At 72.7% G+C, this 23578-nt stretch carries 20 protein-coding genes and 2 pseudogenes; 11 read left to right on the top strand and 11 right to left on the bottom strand.

What is annotated here, in order from left to right:
* Positions 1-29: 29 nt before the first annotated feature.
* Positions 30-3920, top strand: a complete 3891-nt coding sequence (locus tag AB0L89_RS40010; protein WP_365152725.1) for an ATP-binding cassette domain-containing protein — start codon at positions 30-32, stop codon at positions 3918-3920.
* Positions 3921-3989: 69 nt separating this feature from the next.
* Here AB0L89_RS40010 and AB0L89_RS40015 read toward each other — a convergent pair whose 3' ends face one another.
* Both AB0L89_RS40015 and AB0L89_RS40020 read right to left on the bottom strand, forming a co-directional pair.
* Positions 3990-4595: a hypothetical protein gene (locus AB0L89_RS40015; protein ID WP_365152727.1), complete on the bottom strand. Its 606-nt coding sequence runs from the start codon at positions 4593-4595 to the stop codon at positions 3990-3992.
* Between the two features lie 20 nt (positions 4596-4615).
* A complete protein-coding gene (locus AB0L89_RS40020) occupies positions 4616-5242 on the bottom strand; it encodes a hypothetical protein (RefSeq protein ID WP_365152729.1) in 627 nt (208 codons plus the stop codon).
* Positions 5243-5561: 319 nt separating this feature from the next.
* On the opposite strand from AB0L89_RS40020, the gene AB0L89_RS40025 reads away from it, so the two are divergent.
* Both AB0L89_RS40025 and AB0L89_RS40030 read left to right on the top strand, forming a co-directional pair.
* Positions 5562-7055 carry a helix-turn-helix transcriptional regulator gene (locus AB0L89_RS40025; protein WP_365152731.1) on the top strand — a complete coding sequence of 498 codons (1494 nt, stop codon included), beginning with the start codon at positions 5562-5564 and terminating at the stop codon, positions 7053-7055.
* 208 nt (positions 7056-7263) lie between these two features.
* A complete protein-coding gene (locus AB0L89_RS40030; protein ID WP_365152733.1) occupies positions 7264-8001 on the top strand; it encodes an alpha/beta hydrolase in 738 nt (245 codons plus the stop codon).
* 58 nt (positions 8002-8059) lie between these two features.
* On the opposite strand, the gene AB0L89_RS40035 is transcribed toward AB0L89_RS40030, so the two are convergent.
* Positions 8060-8956, bottom strand: coding sequence for an NAD(P)-binding domain-containing protein (locus tag AB0L89_RS40035; protein WP_365152735.1), 897 nt, complete (start codon positions 8954-8956; stop codon positions 8060-8062).
* Between the two features lie 49 nt (positions 8957-9005).
* Between AB0L89_RS40035 and AB0L89_RS40040 the strand changes: the two genes are divergently transcribed.
* The gene (locus AB0L89_RS40040) at positions 9006-9413 is read left to right on the top strand and encodes a MerR family transcriptional regulator (RefSeq protein ID WP_365152737.1); all 408 of its coding nucleotides are present in this window, start codon (positions 9006-9008) and stop codon (positions 9411-9413) included.
* An 18-nt stretch (positions 9414-9431) separates the two neighbouring features.
* Here AB0L89_RS40040 and AB0L89_RS40045 read toward each other — a convergent pair whose 3' ends face one another.
* The gene (locus AB0L89_RS40045) at positions 9432-10235 is read right to left on the bottom strand and encodes a methyltransferase domain-containing protein (protein ID WP_365152739.1); all 804 of its coding nucleotides are present in this window, start codon (positions 10233-10235) and stop codon (positions 9432-9434) included.
* Between AB0L89_RS40045 and AB0L89_RS40050 the strand changes: the two are divergent.
* Both AB0L89_RS40050 and AB0L89_RS40055 read left to right on the top strand, forming a co-directional pair.
* A pseudogene (locus tag AB0L89_RS40050) lies at positions 10203-10319 on the top strand (DUF664 domain-containing protein); the annotation flags it as partial. The gene AB0L89_RS40045 and the pseudogene AB0L89_RS40050 sit on opposite strands and share 33 nt — an antisense overlap.
* Positions 10320-10504: 185 nt before the next feature.
* The gene (locus tag AB0L89_RS40055; protein WP_365152741.1) at positions 10505-13582 is read left to right on the top strand and encodes a DUF4132 domain-containing protein; all 3078 of its coding nucleotides are present in this window, start codon (positions 10505-10507) and stop codon (positions 13580-13582) included.
* Positions 13583-13594: 12 nt separating this feature from the next.
* Here the strand turns inward: AB0L89_RS40055 and AB0L89_RS40060 are convergent, their stop codons facing one another.
* Positions 13595-14482, bottom strand: coding sequence for an MBL fold metallo-hydrolase (locus AB0L89_RS40060; protein ID WP_365152743.1), 888 nt, complete (start codon positions 14480-14482; stop codon positions 13595-13597).
* 261 nt (positions 14483-14743) lie between these two features.
* Between AB0L89_RS40060 and AB0L89_RS40065 the strand changes: the two are divergent.
* The 3 genes and pseudogenes from AB0L89_RS40065 to AB0L89_RS40075 form a co-directional block, all read left to right on the top strand.
* Positions 14744-14929, top strand: a pseudogene (locus AB0L89_RS40065) (hypothetical protein); the annotation flags it as partial.
* A 139-nt stretch (positions 14930-15068) separates the two neighbouring features.
* Positions 15069-16469, top strand: coding sequence for an amidase (locus AB0L89_RS40070; protein WP_365152745.1), 1401 nt, complete (start codon positions 15069-15071; stop codon positions 16467-16469).
* A 128-nt stretch (positions 16470-16597) separates the two neighbouring features.
* Positions 16598-17164 carry a TetR/AcrR family transcriptional regulator gene (locus AB0L89_RS40075; protein ID WP_365152747.1) on the top strand — a complete coding sequence of 189 codons (567 nt, stop codon included), beginning with the start codon at positions 16598-16600 and terminating at the stop codon, positions 17162-17164.
* A gap of 108 nt (positions 17165-17272) precedes the next feature.
* Here AB0L89_RS40075 and AB0L89_RS40080 read toward each other — a convergent pair whose 3' ends face one another.
* A complete protein-coding gene (locus AB0L89_RS40080) occupies positions 17273-17857 on the bottom strand; it encodes an isochorismatase family protein (RefSeq protein ID WP_365152749.1) in 585 nt (194 codons plus the stop codon).
* A gap of 277 nt (positions 17858-18134) precedes the next feature.
* Positions 18135-18701, bottom strand: coding sequence for a helix-turn-helix domain-containing protein (locus tag AB0L89_RS40085; protein WP_365152751.1), 567 nt, complete (start codon positions 18699-18701; stop codon positions 18135-18137).
* Between the two features lie 146 nt (positions 18702-18847).
* Here AB0L89_RS40085 and AB0L89_RS40090 point away from each other — a divergent pair, with 146 nt between their 5' ends.
* Complete coding sequence (locus tag AB0L89_RS40090; protein ID WP_365152753.1) at positions 18848-19771, top strand: NmrA family NAD(P)-binding protein; 924 nt, start codon at positions 18848-18850, stop codon at positions 19769-19771.
* A 106-nt stretch (positions 19772-19877) separates the two neighbouring features.
* Here AB0L89_RS40090 and AB0L89_RS40095 read toward each other — a convergent pair whose 3' ends face one another.
* Positions 19878-20936 carry a hypothetical protein gene (locus AB0L89_RS40095; RefSeq protein ID WP_365152755.1) on the bottom strand — a complete coding sequence of 353 codons (1059 nt, stop codon included), beginning with the start codon at positions 20934-20936 and terminating at the stop codon, positions 19878-19880.
* A 141-nt stretch (positions 20937-21077) separates the two neighbouring features.
* Here AB0L89_RS40095 and AB0L89_RS40100 point away from each other — a divergent pair, with 141 nt between their 5' ends.
* On the top strand, positions 21078-22184 hold the full coding sequence (locus AB0L89_RS40100; protein ID WP_365152757.1) for a hypothetical protein: 1107 nt from the start codon (positions 21078-21080) through the stop codon (positions 22182-22184).
* Positions 22185-22224: 40 nt separating this feature from the next.
* On the opposite strand, the gene AB0L89_RS40105 is transcribed toward AB0L89_RS40100, so the two are convergent.
* The 3 genes from AB0L89_RS40105 to AB0L89_RS40115 all read right to left on the bottom strand — a co-directional run bounded on the left by AB0L89_RS40105 (position 22225) and on the right by AB0L89_RS40115 (position 23515).
* Entirely contained in the window at positions 22225-22494 is a 270-nt protein-coding gene (locus AB0L89_RS40105; RefSeq protein WP_365152759.1) for a DUF1905 domain-containing protein, read from the bottom strand.
* Positions 22495-22525: 31 nt separating this feature from the next.
* Positions 22526-22891 (bottom strand): VOC family protein, encoded by a 366-nt coding sequence (locus AB0L89_RS40110; protein WP_365152761.1) that lies wholly within the window; start codon positions 22889-22891, stop codon positions 22526-22528.
* Positions 22892-23053: 162 nt separating this feature from the next.
* Positions 23054-23515, bottom strand: a complete 462-nt coding sequence (locus AB0L89_RS40115; RefSeq protein WP_365152763.1) for a DUF6463 family protein — start codon at positions 23513-23515, stop codon at positions 23054-23056.
* Positions 23516-23578: the final 63 nt, after the last annotated feature.

Here is a 23578-nt window from a genome sequence, read left to right on the forward strand (position 1 = left end):
AATGACGGCGCGCGGCTCAGGAGACCGGTATGCGTACGTGGCAGGAATGGACGTCTGCGATACGGCTGTTGTGGCGGGCAGGGCCCCGGCACACCGTCGCCCTCGCCCTGGCCGTGGCCTGCGGGGCGGCCACAGGACCGCTCATCGTCGTCGCGACGGGACGGCTCGTGGGCGTGCTGCCCCCGGCCGTCGAGGCGGGCGCCGGATCGGCCGAGGCCCGGCACGCCCTGGCCGCTCTCACCGCGTTCGGCGCGCTGACGCTCGTACGCACGGCACTGCGGTCCCTGGAGAGCGGCCTCGCCGCGGTGCTGCGGCTGCGGGCGGCAGGCGTCGTGGAGGACCGGGCCGTCGCCGCCGGAATCGGGCCCCCCGGCATCGGCCACCTCGAAGAACCGGGCTACGCGGATACGTTGCGCCTGGTCACCGAGCCCGGCACCCGGCCCGACCAACTCGCCTTGCTGCTCCCCGAGATCGTGCGTCCCCGGCTCGAAGGCCTCGGCCTCCTCGTCCTGCTGGCACCGCTCGCCTGGTGGGCGCCCCCGCTGCTCGGACTCGCGGCGGTGCTGACGTACCGCTCCTATCTGCGCCTCTCGCGCCACGTGCACGGCAGCATGGAGGAGGCGAGCGCGGTGATCCGCGGCTCCGGCTACCTGCGGTCACTGGCCGTGGATCCCGAACCCGCCAAGGAGATACGAGTCTTCGGGCTCGTCGACTGGCTCGCGGACCGGATGACCGCCGCGTGGCGGTCGGGCATGGCCAGGGTCTGGACGACCCGCCGCACGGCCGCCCGGCGCGCCTGCGGCGCCGTGGGGTTCGTGATGCTCGCCGAGGGCGCGGTCCTCGGATACGCGGCCTTCGCCGCCGCGCGCGGCGACCTGGACCTCACCCGACTCGTCATCAGCGCGCAGGCGGCGCTCGCCCTGCCCGCGCTCGGCTGGGTCGGCGACGAGGACCTCATGGTGCGCGACGCGCTTCTCGGACTGCGGTCGCTCGCCGCGCTGGAGCGGCGCGGGAGCGCGGCGGACGACGGTCCTCCGGCCGACACCCGAACCGGTGGCCGAGCCCCGGCCCCGGCCCGTCCCCACCACGGCATCGCCTTCGAATCCGTGGACTTCACCTATCCCGGCACGGACCGACCCGTCCTGCGGGGGCTCGACCTGACCGTCCCCGCCGGCGCCTCCGTGGCACTCGTCGGCGCGAACGGCTCCGGAAAGACCACACTGATCAAACTCCTCGCGCGGCTGTACGAACCGGACGCCGGGCGCATCACGGCCGACGGAACGGACGCGCGGGCCTGTGACGCGCGGCAGTGGCGCCAGGGCATCTCCGCCGTCTTCCAGGACTTCGTGAAGTACCCGCTGACGTTGCGCGACAACGTGGCGATCGGAGACCCCGGCCCCGGAGCCGACCCGGACGAACTGCGCCATGCCCTCGACCAGGCCGGCGGCGCCGAACTGCCCCGCACGCTCCCGGCCGGCTGGGACACCGTGCTCTCCCGGCAGTTCGCCGGTGGCGCCGACCTGTCCGCAGGCCAATGGCAGCGGGTCGCGCTGGCCCGCGCCCTGCTGGCCGCACGGTCGGGGGCCGTGCTCGTCCTGGACGAGCCCACCGCGCACCTCGACGCGCGGGCGGAGGCCGTCTTCTTCGACAGGTTCCTGACGGCGAGCCGCGGCACCACCACGATCCTGGTCTCGCACCGCTTCTCGGGCGTGCGCAAGGCCGACCTCATCCATGTCCTGGACGGCGGCCGGATCGTGGAGAGCGGGACGCATGACGCGCTGATGGCGCTCGGCGGCCAATACGCGCGGATGTATGGGTTGCAGGCGGACCGATTCGCCGAAGGGGAGCTTGTCGATGCGGAGTTCGGTGACGCGGAGTTCGGTGACGGCGAGTTCGGCGAGGGGGAGTTCGCCGACGCGCAGTTCCTCGGGACGGACACGGTCGCCGATCTCGACGCATCCGGGAGTGCGGGCGAGGCGCCGCCGCACGGACGCGCCGGGACCGAAGTCCCTCAGCCGCCCGAGGCATCCGAGGCACCTGAGGCGCCCGAAGACACCCGGCGCGGTGCGCTCGCCGCGCTGCGGGCCCTCGTGGCCGAGTCCTTCCGCGAGTCCTGGAAGCTCGCCCTGCTCGGGCTCCTGCTCGTGCCCGCGGCGGCCGGACTCGCGGCCCTTCAGGCCCTGTGGCTGAGGTCCATGGCCGAGGGCGCCGAACTGCGGCACCTGGAACCGACGTTGACGGCGGCGCTCCTGCTGGTGGTGAGCCTCGGCGTGTGGGAGACGGTCGAACTGGCGGCCGTCGGCGCCAGGATCGGGCTCAGTGAACGGGTGGGCTTCGCCTTCGACCGGCTGCTGGCCCGGCTCGCCGCGGGCATTCCCGGGCTGCACCACCAGGAGTCGCCCGCGTTCCAGGACCGGCTGCACCTGCTGCGCGACCGCACGCTGGCCATGGGCGCCCTGCTCAACTGGCTGCTCAATCTGCTCGAACAGTTCGGCGGTTTCCTGGTGACGGCCGTGCTCCTGGCCGCCGTCCACCCCGCCCTGCTGGTGCTGCCCGTCATCGGGGCGCTCGCCCTGCGCCTGCAGATCTCGGCCCGTGGCGTCCTGGCCCGGTCCCAGGACGCCACGGCGGCCGACTACCGGCTCGCCGTGCGACTGGCCCGCCTCGCCACCTCGCCGACGGCGGGCAAAGAGCTGCGTGTCTTCGACGCCGGTCCCGAACTCCGTTCCAGGACCGGGAAGTTACGGCGGCGTGCGGACTCCGTTGCCGGCCGGGCGCAGTGGCGGGTGGCGGCGATCGGCTGCGTCGCGGGGCTGCTCAACTCGCTCGGTCTGATCGGCGCCGTCGCCTTCGTCGTGCATCTCGCGGTGACCGGCCGCACCACGCTCGGCGCCGTGCTGCTCGCCGTCGTGCTGGCCGGACGGTTCACGGGACATGTCGGCGGTCTGGTGCAGGCGACCGGAGCCGTCGTCGAACTCCTCCAGAGCGCCGAGCGGTTGCGGTGGCTGCGTACGTACGCGGAACGCACGAGCCGTACACCGGTGGAGACCGCCGCGACCCCCACGGGTGTCGCCCGGAGTGGCCGCCCGGCCGTGCCGTCGAGCCTGCGGCAGGGCATCGCCGTCGAGGGGCTCACCTTTCGCTACCCGGGCACGGCGGCGGCCACCCTCCAGGACGTCGACCTGTGGCTGCCCGCCGGGGGCGTGGTGGCCCTGGTCGGCGAGAACGGCTCCGGAAAGTCCACCCTGGTCAAACTGCTGTGCCGGATGTACGAGCCGACGCTGGGGCGGATCACGGTCGACGGAACTCGCCTCGACGCCCTCGCCCCGGAACGGTGGCGTGAACGGCTCGGTGCCGCGTTCGAGGACTTCGTCCGCTTCGAGTTCGAGGTCCGCGAAACGGTCGGCGTCGGGGACCTGCGGCGGATCGGCGACCCGCGGGCCGTGCTCGGCGCCCTCGGCCGTGCGGGCGCCGCCGACCTGCCCGGCACCCTGCCGGACGGCCTGGGCACACAACTGGGCAGCCGCTGGGAACGCGGTGTCGACCTGTCGACGGGACAGTGGCAGAAGCTGGCCCTGGCGCGGGCCCTCATGCGCCCGGCGCCGCTGCTGCGCATCCTGGACGAGCCGACCGCGTCGCTGGACGCGGAGACCGAGCACGTCATGTTCGAGCGGTACATCGAGGCCGCGCGCCGCCCCGCACCGAACGGTGTCCATGCGAACGGCGGTCGTCCGAACGGCGGCGGCCCCGGCACGGTGACCCTGCTGGTCTCCCACCGCTTCTCGACCGTGCGGGGCGCCGACCTCATCGTCGTACTCGACCGCGGCCGGGTCGCAGAGACGGGAAGCCACGAGGAACTCCTCGCGCGCCGCGGCCTCTACGCCCGGATGTACGGGCTCCAGGCCCGCGCCTACCAATGAGCGGCATCCGTTGAGCGGGCACGAAAGGAGCGCCGGCCTCCGCCGGCGCTCCCTTGCGCGTACGAACCGCTACGCGGCGGCCGCACCCCGCGGTGTCAGCCACGCCGGGTCGCGGGGCTCCACCTTGTTGGCGAACGCCACGAGCTGGGCGTACGCGGCCAGGTCGGCCATCGCGGACTGGATCCGCAGCAGGCCCGAGCCCGCCTCCGGGTCGTCCGTCCGCTTCAGCCAGTCACCGATCAGCGCGGCCACGGCCACGGTGCGCTCGCGCATGTCGTGGCAGATCGTCAGCGGACCGCCCGTCGCGGCCTGCCGGGCGAACGCCTGCCACAGCTCGGCCGCGTGCGGCACCGCGCCCAGGCTGAGCCCCGACCGGTAGAGCCGGTCGTAGTCCAACCTGCGGTACCACGAGGCCGTCTCCTCGTCGAGGCTGCTCGAGGCGAGGATGTCGGCGACATCGGTCAGCATCCGGGCGGCACCGCCGAGCCGGTCCTGCGCCGCTCCCGCGTACACCGAGGCACCGGCGAGGCCGTCGCCGTGCTCGGCGAGCTCCAGCGCCCGGCACAACTCGCTGGTGGCCGCGGTCAGTTCGGTGCCTGCCGCCTGCGCGAGCTGCTTCTTGTCGCGCAGGTCCTCCTCGCTGAGGCTGAGGGCCTTGTTGCAGACTGCGCTCATGTCCTGTTCCTCCTTCCGTGTCAGGCGCCGGCGACGGCGCTGGGGGTCATGCCGAGAATGTTGATCACGGCCAGTGCCTGGCCGTAGATGCGTATGCGGTCGAACGCGGTGAGGAACTGCCAGGCCAGCCGCTGCCAGTCGGCCGGACGGGCCTCGGCGGCCCGCTCGGCAAAGCTGTCGAGCGCCACGGAGAACCTGGTCAGCTCGGTCACGAAGTGGCCGTACGCCGCCTCGTCGCCGCCCTCTTCGTAGCGGCGCGCGACGGTCTCGATGTCCGCCTGGTCCAGCTGGACCAGGTCGTCGTCGCGCGCCGCGCCGAGCGTCTCGCGCACCGGGGCGGTGCCGCCGCCCGCGACCCGCAGGCGCTCGTCGTGCACCGGGTAGAAGCCCAGCTCCTGGGCGACGCGGTGCGAGGTGCGGTACTCCACCAGGGCGGCCCGGACGGCGGCGGCCGCGCAGCGTACCCGCAGGGCGGCCTGACGCTGGTCGCTCAGTTCCAGGTCGGAGTGCATCAGGTGCAGCTCACTGCCCGCCCGCATGAAGTGGGCCGAGCCGGTGGCGATGGGGCCGTCCACCCGCTCGTAGAGGGACTGTTCGGCGATGCTGCCGTCGGGAAGATTGGGTGCTTTGTTGCAGACCCTGCTCATGTAGGTCGTGTCTCCTTCTTCGTCCGATGCCAGTGGTGTGCTGTGTGACGCCCGGGGCCCGGGGTGCGACGGGAATCCGCGACCAAACCGGCGGGCGGGCCGTTCACGAATGCCTTGGCGACGGTCGGTGCGGTTGCCCGGTCGGCACGGCGGGATCCGAGCGGTAGAGGGATGCTGGCGCGCGGCCCCGGGGGCCGTGACCGATATCGGGCGTCACCGGACAGATCCGGATGGCCTCGGTCGGCCGAGGGAGACAGGCGGCCGACCGGCGCGAGCCGGCGCGGCAGAGCGCACGTGCGAGAGCGGAGGACGGGGAACGGTGCCAGGGGGAACGGGGGCGGCGGGACACCCGCCGGACGGGGGAGTACGGGCGACGGGCGCGGGCATCGGCCCGGTCGACTCGGTGGACACGACCGACGCGCTGGCCGCGCTGCTGCGGCAGCTGCGCAGGCGCGCGGCGCGCAGAGACGGCGGTGCGCAGCTCACCTACCGCCAGCTGTCGGCGCGCACCGGCTGGGCGCACGGCGTCATCGGCGACTACTTCTCGGGCAAGACCCTGCCGCCGACGGACCGCTTCGACGCGCTGGTCCAATTGCTCGGCGCCACCGGCCGGGAGATGCGACTGCTGGCGACGGCCCGCGACCGCGTGGAGGAGGCGCGCCGCTCCCGCCAGTCCGCGAACGGCCGCGCCGACCCGCCCGGCACGGACGACGGCGGCCCCGCACCACCCCCACCGGCCCCGCACCAGCTTCCCCAGGGCATCCCCGAACTCCCGGGCAGGGAGAGCGAACTGGCCGCGCTCGACGTGCTCCGCCCGGGCGTGTGCGGCACCGGCCCCGTCGTGGTCGCGCTCGACGGGCCCGGCGGCGTCGGCAAGTCGGCGCTCGCCGTGCACGCGGCCCACCGACTCGGCGCACGCTTCCCCGACGGCCAGCTCTACGCCGACCTGCGCGGCCCCCACCGCGACGCGCGCCCCGTCCCGCCCGCCGTCGTCCTCAGGCGGTTCCTGTGCGCCCTGGGCGCGCCGAGGCCGCATCCGTGCGGCGCGGCGGACGCGGCGGCGGCCTACCGCACGGTGCTCACCGAGCGCCGGGTCCTGATCGTCCTCGACAACGCCCAGGACGCCGCGCAGGTACGCCCGCTGCTGCCCGCGGCGTACGGCTGCGCGGTTCTCGTCACCAGCCTCGGCGTCCTCGCCACGCTGAACGGGGCCGCGCATCTGCACCTCGCGCCGCTCCAGGCCCCGGCGTCCCTCGCGGTGCTCGGCCTCTGGGCGGGTCCCGGCCGCCTGAGCGCCGAACGCGACGCCGCGGTGGCGATCACCCACCACTGCGGTCACCTGCCCCTGGCCCTGCGCATCGCGGGCGCCCGGCTGGCGGCACGCCCCCGGTGGCCGGTGCGGGAGCTCGCCGCCCGCCTCACCGATCCGGCGCGTCGCCTGGCGGAACTCTCCTTCGCGGACCTGGACCTGCACGCGGCCCTGGCGGCGGGCCACCGCGCACTCCTGGCCCGTGGCCCCACGGGGCGCGCGGCGGCACGTGTACTCCCGCTACTGGCCGCCGGGCAGGGTGAGTTGACGGTCCCGGAGGCGGCGGCGACCACCGGCGGCGCGCCCGAGGCGACGGAGACGCTCCTGGAGGAACTGGTCGACGTGCAACTCCTGGAGTCCCGCGCCCCGGGCCGCTACCGCTTCCACCCCCTCACCCGGCTGTTCGCGCTGCGATCGGCGACGGGAGACACGGAAGAAACGGAAGACATGGGAGACACGGGAGACAGCGGTGACGCCCGTGAGGAGGCGTACGACCGAGGGTGAGGCGGCATCCGGGGCCGCGGAGCCCCACGGAAATTCGGTTGGCGGGCCACGACGCCCACTGCTACTTTTCCGGAGGCCGTGCGAGAGAACGAGGAGGTGGTACCCGTGAACGCAGAATCGACATGGGTGCTCCCCTCCGGGGTCACGGTCGGACGATAGGCAGGTCGTCCGGGAGCGCCGCTCACGAGCACTCCCGAAAGGCACGACCATGCATGTCACTTCCGAGCAGCGCCTGGACGACGGCGTACTCGAACGCGAATTCACCCTCGGCGAGATCCCCGGCACCCTCTGGACGCCCGGATCCGCCGGGTCCCCCGGGGCCACACCGGTCCCGCTGATCCTGATGGCCCACAACAACGGCCTGCCCAAGGGCGAACCCCGGCTGGTGGCCCGGGCCCGGCACACCGCGGCCTCCGGCTACGCGGTGGCCACCATCGACGCCGCCGGGTGCGGCGACCGCCCCCGTTCCGCCGCCGACGAGCAGATCCGCGCCGACCTCCGCCGGGCGATGCGGGCGGGCGAGCCGGTCGACGAGATCTTCGAGTCCCTCATCGGCCCGCTGGTCGACAACGCGGCCCCGGAATGGCGGACCACCCTGGACGCCCTCCTCACGCTGCCCGGGATCGGCAGCCGGGTCGGGTACTCGGGATGGATGGCCCTGGGCATCCGCCTCGCGGCGATCGAGCCGCGCATCGGGGCCGCCGGCTTCTTCGCCGGGGGTTACGTGCCGCGGGCCCAGCGCGAGGAGGCCCGGCAGGTCACCATTCCGCTGCTGGTCCTCCTGCAATGGGACGACGAAGGGAACCCCCGGCAGCGCGCCCTTGACCTGTTCGACGCCTTCGGCACCAAGGAGAAGACACTGCACGCCAACCTGGGCGGGCACACCGGCACCCCGTGGTTCGAGGTGGAGGACGGAGACCGCTTCTTCGGCCGGCACCTGAAGTAGGTCCGGGCGGCGCGGCCGACAGCAGACGCCGAGACGCTGTCGGCCGGGCCGCTGCCCCTCACCCCTCGTGCGGCTTGCCGAACTCCTCGATCAGCACCGGGTACTGCTCCCCGCCGTGCCCGGCGGCGATCGCCCGGTCGGCCATCGCCTTGAGGAGTCTGGGCAGTTCGGCGTTGACGCCCAAGGCCTCGCTCTCCTCGATCAGGTGCTCCATCGACCGCACGTCGGTCTCCAGCGACGACACCTCGGCCGGGAAGGAGCCCTTGTCGATCTGTTCGGCGTACCCGGGCAGCCACTCGGCGACCCCGGCGGCGATCTGCCGTGCGAACGGCGCGTACGTCCCCGCGTCGACACCGGCCGTTCTCAGCAGGGCCGTGCCCTGGAGCCAGGCGTTCAGGACGCTCCACATCATGGCCAGACCGGCGACGTCGTACAGGGACGCGAGACCATGGTCCGGGCCGAGGTAGGAGACGGTGCCGAGCGCCGCGAGCGCGGGTTCGTGCGCCTCGAAGTCGGCCTGCGGGCCGCTGTGGAGGATCACCGCATCGGCGGTGCCGATCGACTGCGGGACGGCCATGACGGCGCCGTCCAGATAGCGCGCGCCGCGCCGCTCGGCCCACCGCGCGGCTTCCCGCGCCTGGGCCGAGTCGCCCGAGGTCAGATTGACCAGCGTGACGCCGTCGAGACCGACTTCCCCGGCGGCGTCCGCCGCGTCGAGCAGGTCGTACAGCGCGGGGTAGTCGGTGACGCAGATGACGGTGAGCGGGCCGGCCGTGAGCGCGTCGCCGACCGTGGGGGCGAGCCGCGCGCCCTCGGCCACCAGCCCGTCGGCCTTGGCGGACGTGCGGTTCCACACGGTGGTGGGGTGGCCGGCCTTGAGGAACGCGCCGGCGAGCGCCCGGCCCATGAGGCCGAGTCCGATGACAGTGACAGGTACAGGGGTTTCGAGGTCCATGGCAGGATCGTCAACGTTCATGCCGGTGTGAAGGTCAAGGGGGATACCGATGCTGATCGGGGAACTGAGTCGTCGGACGGGCGTGAACGCCCACCAGTTGCGCTATTACGAGGCCCAGGGCCTGCTCGACGCGGAGCGCCGCGCGAACGGCTATCGCGCGTACGACGAGAGCGCCGTCCTGCGGGTCAAGCAGATCCGGCACCTGCTCGGTGCCGGTCTCTCCTCCGAGGACATCGCGTACGTCCTGCCCTGCGCGGTCGGCGAGGTGCCGGAACTGCCCGGCTGTCCCGAGCTGTTGGCCGCGATGCGGTCACGGCTGGACCGCCTCCAGGACCAGATGGACCGGCTCGCGCAGTCCCGCGACGCGCTGACCGTCTACATCGACGCGGCCGAGCGCAGGGGCGGCGAGGACTACCCGCCCTTCGACGGCGCCGACCGCGAGCCCGTCCCCGCCTGAGTGGGGCCCCGGACCGGCCTAGGCGCGGCGCCCCCACGCGGAGATCATCGGCGCGGTGGCCAGGTCGAGGTCCCCGGACGCGATGTTCGCCAGGTGACGGTCGATCTCCTCGTCGGTGGCGAGCCCCGCTGCCACCAGCCGGTCGCGGATCTGCCGTACGGTCGCGGCCTCCAGCACGGCACAGGCGGGCGAGGTGATCGGGAAGTACGCGTCGGCCCGCACGTCCTGGAGTCCCGCCTCGCGCAGCAGCCGCGGCAGCGTCCGTCCGTACGAGAGGTCCGCGCCGCGCCCCGCCATCAGACTGCGGAAGCCGGCCCGCAGCCGGTTCGCCAGCTGCTGCGCGGGACCCGACTCGTCCGGGCACAACAGCGGCTGGAGCCCCGGGTCGGCGTCCTCCAGGAGCAGCCGGCCGCCGGGCCGCAGCGCCTGGACCATGCGGCGCAGCGCCTCGGCCCGGTCGGTGACGTGGACGAGGACGAGCCGGGCGTGGACGAGGTCGAAACCCCCGGGCGGCGGCGGGTCGGCCGCCACGTCGTGGCGCAGCACCTCGATCCCGTCCGTGGCGATGTCCCGGGTCCAGGAGACGTCGATGTCGGTGGCGACGACCGTGCCCGTGGGCCCGACCCGTTCGGCGAGCCCGAGCGGCACGGACGGCCCTCCGGCACCGACCTCCCAGCACCGCATGCCGGTGGTGAGCCCGAGCCGGTCGACATGCCGGAACGTCACCGGGTCGAACAACTCGCTGAGGGCGCCGAACCGGATCCCCGCCTCCGACTGCCGGTTGTCCAGGAGGTAACCGTGATCCGTGGTGTGCTCGGCCATACCGCGATTCTGGCAGAGACGGCCCGCCACGCGGGGCACGCCGACATCCTCCGTGAGCAGGTCGACGGTTCCATCGGCAGGTGACGCACCGCCGCGCCCGGTCCCAGGTGCCCCACGAACGCCAGGTCTCCTCGCCCGCCCCGAGGCGGGCGCCGAACTCCCCTGGATAGGTTGTCATCGCCCGCTCGGGGAAGAGCGGGCGGCACCGCACCACGGGGGTACACGCGATGAGTTCGACCACTGCTTGGAGGGCTGCCGGGGATCATGAGGTGACACTCGATCCCTGGGCCGAGCCGAAGCCGCTGCTGCGCTGCCGCACCGCGGCGGGCCGCGAGCTGAAGAAGCTGCCGCCCGCGCTCAAGGACGATCCCCTCGTACGGGAGCTGACCGCCCTTGCGGAGTGGATCGGTGCCCACGCCGACCAGGCGCTGACGAGCGTCGAGCGCTGGATGACGCAATCGCTGCCGGTACCGGCAGCGCTGATCCGGCACGTCTGGCCCGACCCGTACTGGCAGCGTGCCCTGCGGTACGCGGTGATCGCGCCGTGCGACGGGCCGGCGGACGGCGCGGGCGAGCCGGACCTGCGACGCGCCGGGATCCTCACGGGTGTTGCGCCGCACCCGGGCGGCGCGCTGGTGGTGACGGGGCTCGACGGCGAGCGGGAGCTGGCCGACGCCGTCGTCGTGATCCCGCACCCGGTGCTCCTCGACCCGCGCGGCACCGGCCTGCTGGAGCGCTGGCGCGAGCTTCTCGACCGGTTCGGCGGTGAGCAGAGGATCGAGCAGCTGCACCGCGCGGTCTACGTACGGCCGGACTGCTCACCGGAGCCGGAAGAGCGGAAGATCCGGGAGGGCATCACGGCCTTCCAGGGCGCCACGTACGCATCGGGCGCTCACTTCGAGCGCTTGGTGACGGGTTTCTGCGGCCGCATCGGCGGCGAGCGCGCGGGATTCTCCTTCGGCCATCGGGGCCGTACGTATGGAATGGTGGCCGATCTGCGGTACCAGGGCCCCGCCGCGCCGGTGCGTCTCCACGACGTCTGGTTCACCGACGCCCGGGGACGCAAGGGGAGAGGGACCTACGACGCGGTGCCCCGGGCGGTGTGGTCCGAGGGCATCAGGGCCATGGCGACCGTCTTCGACGCGCGGGAATCGGCCGAGGAGCGCTGCACCGGACCCGTGCCGGCCGACTCCTCCTCCGCGTACCAGTCCTTCCTGGTGGAGTGCGCGCGCTACGCCGAGGCGGACGCACCCCGGGCCGAACCCCCGAACCCGCGACAGCCCGCGGACGCGTCCGAACTCTTCGCGGCGGGTGCGGTGTTGGCGGGCGTTCCGGCCGGCCCGGACGAGGAATCGCTGACCGCGCGCCGCTATGGATCACCGTTCCTTGAGGACGGCGACTGTTTCGTACGGCTCGTCGTGGCGCGGGCGGTCGAGGCACAGGACGCGGTGGCGCGGGCGCTCGGCCTGGCGCCGCAGGAGGGCGGGGCCGAGCCGGTCGGCAGGGCGCCGGCCGCGCCACTGGACTTCCTGTCCCGGGTCTGCCGGGTGCACCCGGGCCTCGCACGGCAGGCGATGGGCCTGCTCACACCCCTCCGCGGCTGCGAGAAGACGGCGGGCGCGAAGCCGGGCCGGGCCGCCACTCAGCTTCTGACGAGCCTGAAGAAACTGACGGCACCGCACCCCGAGCTCCTGCCGTACGCCCTGGACGAGGGCGCGCGGATCGTGGCCGCGGCGGGCAGCGTCGCGATGGCCGGGCCGCTCTACGCCGAGGCGCGGGCCGCCGAGGCGCGTCTGGGCGGCATCGACGAGGACGCGCTGCGGGACCTCGTGTGGGAGTTCCGCGTGCTCGGCGTCGTCGACGACAAGCTGCTCAGGCAGTACCGGGACGGCCTCGCCGCGCGCTCGTCGGAGAGCGAGGCGTACGAGACGTATCGTCGGCTCGTCCTCGACTGGTGCCGCAGGGAGAGCGGAATCCCCACCTCCACCGTGCGGGACGGGGTCACCCACTTCCGGCGTCGGGAGATCCCCGCGTCCTTCGCCGTGGAACTGGCCGAGGGCAGCGAAGGCCCGCTGGCCGCCGACGACACCCACACCGAGATCTTCCATCTGCTGCTGCGCAACGGAGGGTTGGAGAAGGCGCCCGTGCCCCTGTGGGAGGCATGGGAGGCGCCGCTGGTGCGGGACCTGGCGGAGCACCCGGACACGGCCGCCCACCTGAGGATCCATCTGCCGGAACCCACGGGATCCTCGGCCGCGGCGAGGACCAGGGCCGCCGAGGCGTGGCTCGCGCTGACGGCACGCGTGGGCGTCCTCGACCGGTTCATCGGCGGAGCGGAACCGGACCCCGCCGCTGCGGCGCGGAGTGCGAACGCCTGGCTGACGCTGTTCTTCAAGCGGTACGCCGGGCTGCGGCAGCCGGTCGTGGGCCTGGAGCCGCTGGTGGCATCGGTTGCGGCACGCCTGCGCGAGGCGGGAGAGATCCGTGAGCCCCTGCTCGGGCTGAGCAGCGACACGCTCGGCGGCGACTTCTGGCGAGTCGGCGTCGACCTCGCCCTGCTCGCCCTGATGAAGAGCGTGGGCATGCCGCTCGGTGACCTGGCGGACGACGAGCGCGTCTTCGCCCTGCAGTGGATACAGCGGCGAGGCGTGAGCGGAGTCGAGCCGGTCCTCGCCGACCCCGCGTTCCGCGATCGTGTCCGTCCCGAACTGACCGACGCCGTACGAGGAAAGCTGGGATACACCGTCACGCGGCACCGCCTGACGCCGTTCCCCAAGGTCACCAAGGCGGTGGCCGCGCCGGGACCGCTCCGGGAACTGATGACCGACATCCTCGACGAGCGCGCCCGGCGCGCCGGGGAGGGCGGCGCGGAAGGCCTGTTCGCCCTCCAGGACCTGCTGCTCCATGTGGAGCCGTTCGTCGTCGCGGGCGCGACGAAGCCCTTCCACGCGTACGTCGAGCAGGCACTGGACGTCGACCCGGCCGCCCTGCTGGCGGAATCGCTGCGCGCCCGCTGCCTGGAGCTCGGGCACGACGGCGACCGGACGGCCGGGTGCGGGCTGCGGCAGGTGACCGTCGACCACGCGCGGGATCTGCTGGAGTCGACGGACGCGCCCACCCGGCACCGCCACGCGCAGATGTACGCGGTGGCCCCGGCGCAACGCAGGAGCCAGTACCTGGGGTACGGCCCGGAGACCGACGTCGCACGGGACCTGCTGCCCGGCATCGGGGAGGCGCTGCCGGAGATCACCGACGACGCCTGCCGGACGCGGGCGGTGGGCGTGGTGCAGGGCGTGCTGTGGTGCGAGAGCTGGCAGACGACGCTCCGGGGCCTCGTACGCTCCTGACGTGACGTGACGTCACGCCGCGTCGACGGGCACCATCCGGTGCCCGCCCGCGTGCGAGACCACTCGGCCCGCGGTGGGTGGCGGGAAGTGTGTGCCCAGGACGAGGGTGCCGGTGTCGGCGAGCGAGGCCAGCAGCCGGCGCCGGGTGGCCGCGGACTGCGCGGGATCGATGTCCACGCACGAGCCGATGGCCGGGTGGGCGAACTGGACGGGGTGGTGGACGCAGTCGCCGGTGATCAGTGCCGACTGCCCCCGGCTGGTCAGCTCGACGGCGAGATGGCCGGGGGTGTGGCCGGGCGTGGGCAGCAGGCGCAGGCCCGGGGCGATCTCCCGGCCTTCGGCGGGGACGTCGAGGGCGTCCAGGAGCCCGGCCCGCTCGACCGGGACCACGGAGTCGTCGAACATCTGCCGACGGGCCGGATCCATGTCCTGACCGGCCCAGAAGTCCCGCTCGGTGCGCGAGGTGAGGTAGCGGGCGTCGCGGAAGGTCGGCACCCAGGCGCCGTCCACCTCGTGCGTGTTCCAGCCGACGTGGTCGGTGTGGAGGTGCGTGAGCAGGACGAGGTCGACGGAGTCCGGGGCGAAACCGGCGGCTTCGAGGTGGGCAGGGTAGGGCGTGGCGAGACGGTCCCAGGCCGGGTTCGCCCGTGTCTTGCCGTTGCCGATGCCGGTGTCGACGAGGATCCGCGTCCCGTCGATCTCGAAGGCGAAGCTGTGGCTGTGCAGGCGCAGCGTTCCGTCCCGGTCGGCGAAGTCGGGGCGCAGCCAGGGCTCTTGGGCCACCACGTCCGCCGTGGCGTCGGGCAGCAGCCAGGGGCCTGTCTCCGCGGGGAGCGGGGTTTCGTCGATGCGGTGGACGGTGATGTCGCCGACGGTCCAGGTGGCGGAGTGCTCGGTCATGGTTCCTCGTCTGTCGGGCGGAATTCCGTCGGGCGGGACGCGGTGGGGAAGTCGAACGGGTCTGTACATCCACGGGGGGCGCGACACCCGTCCCCACCCATAAAAGCAATGGGTTTGCTTTAGTGGACAGTAGGCCGTAGCGTCACTTAACGCAAACGCTTAGCTTTTGCGTGCTCGTCGACCAAGGTGCCGTGCTCCCTGCCCCCGAGCCTCACCCGGGAACCGTCGTGCCCCGCGCCGACAAAGAAGGGAACCGACCCCATGTCCACTGCCGACCTCACGCCCGAGGAAGCGGCCCGTCTGGCCGCCCGGGCGGGTCTGCCGCTCGCCGACGCCCGCCACGCGGGCGTGGCCGCCATCGCCGACCACATCCACTCCGTCGTATCCACCCTGAGGGAGCTGGACTTCGGCGACACACCGCCGGCCGTCGCCTACCGCGCGGCGGAGCACATCGCGTGGCCCGACGCGATGCCCGACGGCGCATCCGGCGTCCGGTCCGACGGCGATCCCGGCGTCCTGTCCGACGGCTTGTCCGCCGTCATCCCCGAGGCCACGTCGGGCGAGAACGTACGAAAGGCGACCACCGATGGAACTCGCTGACCTCACGCTCACCCAGGCCTCCGAGGCCATACGGGAACGCCGCGTCTCCCCGGTCGAACTCGTCGACGCGGTCCTGGGCCGCGCCACACGAACCGCACCCCACCTGGTCGCGTACGTGACCGTGCGGGCGGAACAGGCGCGCCGCGCGGCCCTCGACGCCGAACGCGAGCTGGCCGAAGGGCGCCACCGCGGCCCGCTGCACGGCATCCCCATGGGGCTGAAGGACCTCATCGACGTCGCGGGCGAGCCGACGCTGGCCGGCTCGGAGGTGCGCACCGGACACCGCGCCGCCTCCGACAGCACCGTGGCCGCCCGGCTCGCTGCGGCGGGCGCCGTCCTGCTCGGCAAGACCCACACCCACGAGTTCGCCTACGGTCTGACGACCCCGCAGACGCGCAACGCCTGGGACCAGGGACGCGTCGCGGGCGGTTCCAGCGGGGGCTCCGCGGTGGCCGTGGCGGCCGGCGCGGCCACCTTCGCGCTGGGTACCGACACCGGCGGATCGATCCGCGTGCCCGCCTCGCTCAACGGCGTCGTGGGCCTCAAGCCCACCTACGGCCTCGTGCCCCGGCACGGCGTGACCGCGCTCGCCTGGTCGCTGGACCACGTCGGCCCCCTGACCCGGACCGTCGAGGACGCCGCGCTCGTCCTTGCCGAACTGGCCGGTCACGACCCACGGGACCCGGCATCGGTCCCCGTCCCCGCCGACCACGTCCGGCGCTACCGGCCGGGCGGCGGCAGCGATCTGACGGGACTGCGGGTCGGGGTGCCGCGCACCTACTACTTCGACCACGTCGACCCGGACGTCGAGACCTCGGTCCGCACCGCCATCGCCCGGCTGGCCGACCTCGGTGCCCGGCTCGTGGACATCGACATCCCCATGGCCCGTTACGTCCAGCCCGTCCACTGGGGACTGATGGTGCCGGAGGCCACCGCGTACCACGAGCGAGACCTGCGGACCGTGCCCGACCTCTACGGCGCGGAGGTCCGCGTCCTCCTGGAGGCCGGTGAACTGGTGACGGCAGGGGACTACGTACGCGCCCAACGCGCCCGGAACCTCATGCGGCAGGCGTGGTCCGGCCTCTTCAAGGAGGTCGACGTGATCGCCGCGCCGACGGTCCCCATGACGGCGGTACCGGCCAAGCAGGAGACCGTCGCCTGGTCCGACGGCACCGTCGAGAGCGTCCCCGAGGCCTACGTACGTCTGTCGGCCCCCGCCAACGTCACCGGGGTCCCCGCCCTGTCGCTACCGGTGGGCCGGGACGGGGACGGCATGCCGATCGGCATGCAGCTGCTCGGCCGCCCCTTCGAGGAGTCCGTCCTGCTGCGCGTCGGCCATGCCTACGAGCAGTCGCAGCCCGCCCGGACCCCCGCGCCGACGTCGTGACGCACGATGGGGGCTCCTTTCGGCCACCGTCTCGGACCCCCCTCGCCACCTTCTCGGACTTCATCCGTCACCCACTCAGGCCTCCCCTGACACTGCTTGACGCAAATGGTTCGCTTTAAGGTGGTGGAATGAGTCGCAAACCGATGGCGCGCCCAGGTGGCCGCAGCGCGCGGGTCCAGGAGTCGGTGCACGGAGCCGTGCGCGAGCTGCTGGCCGAGAACGGCCGGGAATCGCTCACCGTGCCCCTGGTCGCCGCGCGTGCAGGGGTCACGCCGTCGACGATCTACCGGCGGTGGGGAGACCTGCAAGAACTCCTCTCCGACGTCGCGGTGGAGCACCTGCGCCCCGAGACGCCGCCGGACGATCACGGCTCCCTGGCCGCGGACATGGCCGCCTGGTCGGAACAGTTCCTCGACGAGATGGGCTCGCCCGCCGGCCGGGAGTACATCCGTGACGCGCTGCTGGGGGACCCGGACGGCAGCAACGCCGGCCAGTGCTCCACCTACGCCGCCGACCAGGTCGCCGTCATCCTCGCCCGGGCCGCCGAGCGGGGTGAGCGGGCGCCGGAGAGGGAGGCGGTCATGGACGCCGTGGTCGCCCCGATCATGTACCGCATCCTCTTCCGCCCGACCGGACTCGACGCCCCGTACGCGCGTCGGCTGGTGGCGGAGATCCTGGACGGCGACGGGCACTGAGCGGAACGAATGCTTGCCGCGTCTCCGCAGGACCTCTGTACCGTCTCTCGTGGGCGCATCGAGTGAAGTCTCAGGCTCGACGTGAGGGTGAGACTGCGGGGCGGGGCCTCACGAAGAGATGAGCTCGCCGACGATCGGGCTCAGGGCCCGCCCGGCCGGTGACGACCAGTCCCGTGCCAGGCCGGTGAGGACCATGTTCGTCGAGGTGATCTCGGCGCCGGCCCGCTCCATCTGGCGCAGGGCCGCGTCGTCGGCGGTCCGGTTGGTGGATCCGCCGGCGTCGGCGACGACGTACACCGTGTGGCCCCGCTCCAGCGCGGTGAGCGTGGGGTAGACGGTGCACACGTCGTTGGTGACGCCGGCGACGAGCAGGTGGTGCCGTCCGGTCGCGGCGACCGCCTCGGCGAAGGCGGGGTCGTCCATGGCGTTCACGACGCCGGACCGTCGTATGCGCGCGGCGAACTCCTTGGGGGCGATCCGCTCGAACTCCACGGCCAGCGGGCCCTGCGCCTGGTCCTCCATGGACGAGGTCAGGACGAGAGGCATGCCGAGGGCCTTGGCCGCCTTGGCGAGCGCGAGGGCGTTGGCCTTCACCACTTCACGGTCGCCCGACCCGACCCAGTTCATGGTGCCGTCCTGATGGTCGATCAGGAGCACGGCGGTCTCGGCGGGCGAGAGCATCTGCACGGACATGGCCGTCCTGCCTTGTTCGTTGACGGTGACTGGTTTCGAGCGGTGGGGCTCTGGTGCGCAGTACGCGACGAACGTGCCAGGCAAAATACGCCGGAACCCGGCGAAGGGCCACCAGGACGGTGCCGCCGGCGCCTTCATCTGCTACCGGCGCACCGTCCGCTGAGCGAGATGACCGTGCGGGCGAACGGATGGAACGTACCCATGATCGCGCCGGTGATCGCGCCGGGCTCGTCCCGAAGCCCGTCGAACCACGCCACGCTCGGCAGTGGGCGGCGGTTCAGTTCCGCGGGCTCAGGCCCGCCACGGTCAGCCGGAACAGCCGGTCCGCTCGGGCGGCGGACTCCGGGTGATGTTCGGTGGCCAGGGCGATGCCGACGGCCAGGGTGATCAGGTCCGTGGCAGTGACGTCCGCCGCCACCGCGCCGTCCTGCTCGGCACGGCGCAGCAGCGGGCCCGCCGCCTCCTCCAAAGCCGCCGAGCACGCGTTCTCGTGCACCGGATCGGCCCCCGCGCCGTCGAAGGTGAGCGCGGCCGCCAGCCCTCGGGCCTGCACGCAGTAGGCGACGACGTCACCCAGCCACTCCAGGAGCGCGGCCCGGCTGTCGTCCTTGCCTGTCAGGTCGTGGGCGCGGGCGCACAGGGCCTCGATCCGCTTCCGGGAGACCGCCTCCAACAGGGCGTAGCGGGTGGGGAAGTGGCGGCGCACGGTCGCCGAGCCGACGCCCGCGGTGCGGGCGATCTGTTCCAGCGAGGCGGCGGCGCCCTGGGCGGCGACCTCCTCCTCGGCCACGGAAAGGATGCGTGCGTAGTTGCGCCGGGCGTCGGCGCGCTGTCGGTCCTGCATGGCGTCCTCTCCGGGATCGCTGGGTGGAGCGTGCTGAGCGGGGCGGTGTGCTGAGCGGAGCTTGTCAAGTGGCGGGCCCCGCCATATCGTACCGGAGCAGAAACGGCGGACCCCGCCGTTTATTGGTCGCCTACCCGAGGAGCGTCATGCCCGCAGACTCCGCGCCCGTCCTGGTCACCGGCGCCACGGGAAAGCAAGGTGGTGCCACCGCTCGTGCCCTGCGCACGGCAGGTGTGCCCGTCCGCGCCCTGGTGCGCGACCCGGCCACCGAGCGAGCCCAGGCCGTCAAGGCGCTCGGCGCCGAACTGGTCACCGGCGATCTTCACGACCGCGACTCCGTCATCCGGGCGGCCAAGGGCGCCCGCGCCGTCTTCTCCGTGCAGATGCCCGCCATGACCGCCGACGGCTTCGATTTCGAAGGGGAGGTGACCCAGGGCGTCAATCTCATCGAGGGAGCAAAGGCCGCCGGAGTACCGCAGTTCGTGCACACGTCCGTCTCCGGCGCGGGCCGGCACACCGAGACTCCCGGCTGGGCCGAAGGCCGCTGGGCCTCGATGGAACCCACGATGACCGCCAAGAGCGCGATCCAGGACCGGCTCCGCGCGGCGGGCTTCCCGCACTGGACGCTCCTCAAGCCGGGCACCTTCATGGAGAACTTCCTCCCGTCGACGGCGTTCCTGTTCCCGCGCGGTGTCGAGGGCGGACTGGTGAGCGTCCTGAACCCGGAGACCCGGATGTCCCTGGTGGCGGTGGACGACATCGGCAGGGCGGCCGCCGCGGCCTTCGCCGAGCCGGAGCGGTTCGACGGCGTCGAACTGGAGCTGGCGAGCGACTACCTGTCGATGACCGGGATCGCGGAGGTCCTCTCCCGCGCACTGGGCACGAGGCTTTCCGCACCGGACATGACCGAGGAGGAGGCCCTGGCCGCCGGAATGCCGGCGTACGCGGCCTCTCACGAGTGGCTGAACGTGGCCGGCCAGCCGGCCCGTCCGCAGTACGCGAGGGACCTCGGCATCCCCCTCACCAGCTTCGAGGAATGGGCACGGACGCATCTGCGAGGCAGGGGCTGACGCGGTCCCGGGCCCTCGTCGCGCTCCGCCCCACCCCTGTCACGGCCGGCGCCCCAATGCCTGCTGGCGCGGCCGCGCAGGGGGCGGACGGTGCCCGTCAACGGCCTTACTCGGGCGGCGTGACGAGCCGTGTCGCCGCCGGATCGACGTCGGCGGCATGCGTCAGCTTCGGCAGCTCGTGGTCGCGAAGGCCGTTGAACTCCATCTCGCTCCGGCTGACGAGATGTGCGGACCGGATCGAGTTCCCCTCCGTGACGACGGCGTAGAACCGCGCGGCGTACGCGATCGCATCACCATCGAGGACCGAGCCGGACATGCCGATGGCGAACGGCACGGTGTCCACCAAGTTCTCGATCTGTGCGGCGGAGTGACAGGAGTTCAGCAGAACGAGCAGCGGCTTCTCGTCCAGTGCGGCGATGGCCCGGGCGAACGCTCCGGCGGACACGATGGCGCCCTCGTGGTGGTCGTCGATGTCCCGCTCGAACGTGATCAACTCGTTCGTGCTGTGACCGGAGAAGTGCACCACGTGCGGCCGGAACCGGGTGAGCCCGTCCAGGAGCACACCCGTCGTCGCGGCGGGGTGTACGTCGAGGTCCACGAGGTCCCGGTGCGTCGCGCTCCGCACCGCGGCACGAATCCGTTCCTGCTCCCGGCCGACCCGGAGACCGCCGTCGGACGCGGCTCCGAGCAGCAGCACGCGCAGCTTCTCGGGCCGGGGCGCGGGCAGTTGCCTCAGTGCGACGCCCACCTGGTCCTCTGCGACCGACAGACGGTCCTCGAACTGTGCCTGCTGGGCGGCAGCACGGCGTTCGGCATCCCGCTGCCTGCGCAGGCGCACCTTCTCGGCCGCGTCCCGCTCGGCCGCCTCCGCTCTGGCCAGCTTCCGCTCCAGCTCGGCGACCTCCTTGCCGAACCGGGCGGCCTTGCTCTCCAGCGAACTGGCGTCCCGGGCCGCGGCGTTGGCCTGGCCCTCGTAGCGGGCGGCGGCAGTCTGCTTGCTCTTGACCGTGCTCGCGTTCTTCGACTTCCCGGCGGCCACCCGGGCCTTCGCGGCATCGGAACGTCTGTCGGATTCCTTGGTCCGCAGCGCGCCCGCCTTCTTCTCGGCGTCGACGCGTGCCTTCCTCTTCCGCTCCAACTGGCTCCGGTACAAGCGCACACTCACGGGCGGCCCTTTCGTTGGTCTCGGATCTACGGTACGGAGCACCACTGACACTCCGGCTCGACCTTGTGACCCCCGCCGAAAACACGTTGGCCGACCGTCGGCGAGCTGCGACGATGGGTCTCTTTGCGTTCCGGAGGGCCTTTGTTCGTTTTCGTCTGTGCGGGGTGTGGAGCCGAACTGACCACCCCGCTGTCCCAGGTCTGCCTCCCGGCCCACGCCCATCAGACCTACGGGAACGGGATCCAGTTGCCGGTGCTCATGGAGTCCGGGACCTTCGCAGTGGACCCGGACCCCTGGGGGCCGCCCTGGCGGCGGTGGGACGAGATCGATCCGGAGGAGGCGGAGGCACGCGGTATCCACGCGCCGGTCCACGCCCTGTCCTACGGCACGCCCGGCGCGATCGTGATCGCACCCGGAGACGCCCGTGGCACCCGGCCGATTCCCGGGAAGTGCGGCGGCTCCTGCTGCGGTCTCGACGGCAGGGACGGCCCCAACCTGGCCTGTGAGGCGTGTGGAGCGCCGGTGGCCACCAGGATCGACGACTGCTCGCTCTGGCAGGCAGTGTGGTTCGCCCCGCACACCGTCCGGCGCCTCCGCGTCGACGGTGCCGACCTCGCACCCCTCTCCTGGGAGGAACTGGCGGAGCAGGGGAAGCGCACGCCCCCGTTCGAGCCGATCGCCACATGGGGAGGACGGCTCGGGTCGGGGCACTACTGGTCATGGAGCCCTCAGTGGGAGGCCGCGGCCGGCCGGGCGCTCGCCCACTTGCTGGTCGCCTCCGAAGGGCAGCCGGTGAAGGTCCCGGGCGGTCTGACCACGGACGTGTTCCAACGAGCCCTCGACATCCTGCTCCCCGCCGGGCCACCGCAGCGGCACGCCGCCCTGGCCGGACCGGGACGACCCGCGCCCCGGTCCGGTGCCGACGTCCTCCTCGTGCCGGTCCATCCGCGGACGGGACAGCCCTGGACCGCCGCGGGCCCGACGGCGTCGGCATACGCGGTGCCGCTTCCCTGGGGAGTGTGGCTGTGGCTCGCCTTTCCCCAGCCCCACCTGCCGGTTCCCGCGTCGGGCGCCATGCCCGACGGCATCCTGCGCGACGACCCGCCCCCGCCGCGCCCCGGCTTCCTGTTCCGGTCCGACCTGGAAACGTTCCGGCGGACCTTGGTCCGACTGCCCGCGGCTCGCAGCCCGTGGCTGCGCGAGATCCTCGCCAAGCACGCGCGGTACACGCCCTCTGGCCCTTTCTAGTGCCGCATCGGGGAACGTTCGCCGTGTCGACCACCTGACGTCAGGTGGTGACTCGTTCCTGCAGACGGACGGTCACGGTGTCCCCTTCCTCCTTGCCGATCGCCTTGCGCACCTCCGCCTTCACCGGCAGCTTGTGCGTCCCGTCCCCCAGGGCCATGAACGAACTTTGGAACGGATGACCGTCGATCGTGCCCCGGACCTTCACCAGGCCGCGGGTGCCGAAGAACTCGGCCGACTCGGGCCATACGACGTAGGTCCAGCCGCCCTTGTTCGGGCTCTTCCGCAGAGTTGCGGTGAACTGCTCGTCCATCACGGATACCGCCCTTTCAGGAGCCTTCGACTCAGGAGCCTTCGACGAGGATGAGGTTGTTGCCGTCCGGGTCACGCACGGTGAACATGGGCGGCACTGCGGGCCCCATCCGCAGGACCTCCGCATCCGCGTCGACACCGCGTGCGCGCAGGTCCGCGTGGTCGGCGTCGGCGTCCCGCGTCGTCAGACGGATGCCGGCCGGGATCCCTTCGAGAACGAGCGCGACAGTCGTCGTCGCCCCGGGCGGCGCCACCTCGATCCAGCGCCCGTCGCCGAAAGGTACGTCCCGGCGTACTTCGAAGCCGAGCTCATCGACGTAGAACGCGATCGCCTTCTGCTGGTCGGTGACGCGCATCGCGACCGTGGCCACCTGCGTGATGTGGGTGGTCCTGCTCATCCCATGCCTCCGTTCCTTTGGTATGCGCAAGGTAAGACGGAGGCGGGCGGGGAAACTCATCGCCGGCCACGAAGCCGGAGGTGAACACCGCCGCGATGCCGTCGTCGCGGCGGCGGTCCCCGAGGCCCCGGGCCTGGAGTTCTGGTTGGCGTGCGGTCCGTCCTACGCGTCGCCGTTCGTGCCCGGTGCCTTCTGCCGGATGAGCAGTACGGCGGGGATCAGGACCAGCAGCATCGGCGTCGGCTCGATCACCACGGCGCCCACGGCGCTCCACACGGCAAGGCCCCACCCCACGGACGACGGCACCCGCACCCCCAGCCGGCCGAGGTGCGCGACGAGCAGACCGAGCAGCAGGAGCGGTACCGCGAAGCTGCCCAGCGAGATCCAGAACGCGCCGCCCGCGCCGCTCGGTTCCACGAACTCCTCGCGCGGCAGCCCCCACAGGTCACCGCTGAACCAGGCGCCGAAGTGCCCCGCGTTCTGCGCGCCGAGGACGAGGAGATGGAGGGCGCCCAGGGCGACCAGGATGCGCCCCGCGCGTACCGCTGTGTTCGTACCCGGGTTCCCCGAATCCGCGCTCCGAGCACTCCCCGTGTTCCCCCTGCGTACCGCTGTGTTCCCCATCGAAGACCCCCATACAGCTTTACGAGACTATGAGTTCCGGAACTAGGGGTACCGTAATATGAA

The organism is Streptomyces sp. NPDC052114 (genome assembly GCF_040680155.1).
Taxonomy (GTDB): Bacteria; Actinomycetota; Actinomycetes; order Streptomycetales; family Streptomycetaceae; genus Streptomyces.

Bases quoted from the DNA above. Each gene is read 5' to 3' on its own strand.
- AB0L89_RS40010 (WP_365152725.1), top strand. From the start codon at position 30: ATGCGTACGTGGCAGGAATGGACGTCTGCGATACGGCTGTTGTGGCGG.
- AB0L89_RS40015 (WP_365152727.1), bottom strand. From the start codon at position 4,595: ATGAGCGCAGTCTGCAACAAGGCCCTCAGCCTCAGCGAGGAGGACCTG.
- AB0L89_RS40020 (WP_365152729.1), bottom strand. From the start codon at position 5,242: ATGAGCAGGGTCTGCAACAAAGCACCCAATCTTCCCGACGGCAGCATC.
- AB0L89_RS40030 (WP_365152733.1), top strand. From the start codon at position 7,264: ATGCATGTCACTTCCGAGCAGCGCCTGGACGACGGCGTACTCGAACGC.
- AB0L89_RS40035 (WP_365152735.1), bottom strand. From the start codon at position 8,956: ATGGACCTCGAAACCCCTGTACCTGTCACTGTCATCGGACTCGGCCTC.
- AB0L89_RS40040 (WP_365152737.1), top strand. From the start codon at position 9,006: ATGCTGATCGGGGAACTGAGTCGTCGGACGGGCGTGAACGCCCACCAG.
- AB0L89_RS40045 (WP_365152739.1), bottom strand. From the start codon at position 10,235: ATGGCCGAGCACACCACGGATCACGGTTACCTCCTGGACAACCGGCAG.
- AB0L89_RS40060 (WP_365152743.1), bottom strand. From the start codon at position 14,482: ATGACCGAGCACTCCGCCACCTGGACCGTCGGCGACATCACCGTCCAC.
- AB0L89_RS40070 (WP_365152745.1), top strand. From the start codon at position 15,069: ATGGAACTCGCTGACCTCACGCTCACCCAGGCCTCCGAGGCCATACGG.
- AB0L89_RS40075 (WP_365152747.1), top strand. From the start codon at position 16,598: ATGAGTCGCAAACCGATGGCGCGCCCAGGTGGCCGCAGCGCGCGGGTC.
- AB0L89_RS40080 (WP_365152749.1), bottom strand. From the start codon at position 17,857: ATGTCCGTGCAGATGCTCTCGCCCGCCGAGACCGCCGTGCTCCTGATC.
- AB0L89_RS40085 (WP_365152751.1), bottom strand. From the start codon at position 18,701: ATGCAGGACCGACAGCGCGCCGACGCCCGGCGCAACTACGCACGCATC.
- AB0L89_RS40090 (WP_365152753.1), top strand. From the start codon at position 18,848: ATGCCCGCAGACTCCGCGCCCGTCCTGGTCACCGGCGCCACGGGAAAG.
- AB0L89_RS40105 (WP_365152759.1), bottom strand. From the start codon at position 22,494: ATGGACGAGCAGTTCACCGCAACTCTGCGGAAGAGCCCGAACAAGGGC.
- AB0L89_RS40110 (WP_365152761.1), bottom strand. From the start codon at position 22,891: ATGAGCAGGACCACCCACATCACGCAGGTGGCCACGGTCGCGATGCGC.
- AB0L89_RS40115 (WP_365152763.1), bottom strand. From the start codon at position 23,515: ATGGGGAACACAGCGGTACGCAGGGGGAACACGGGGAGTGCTCGGAGC.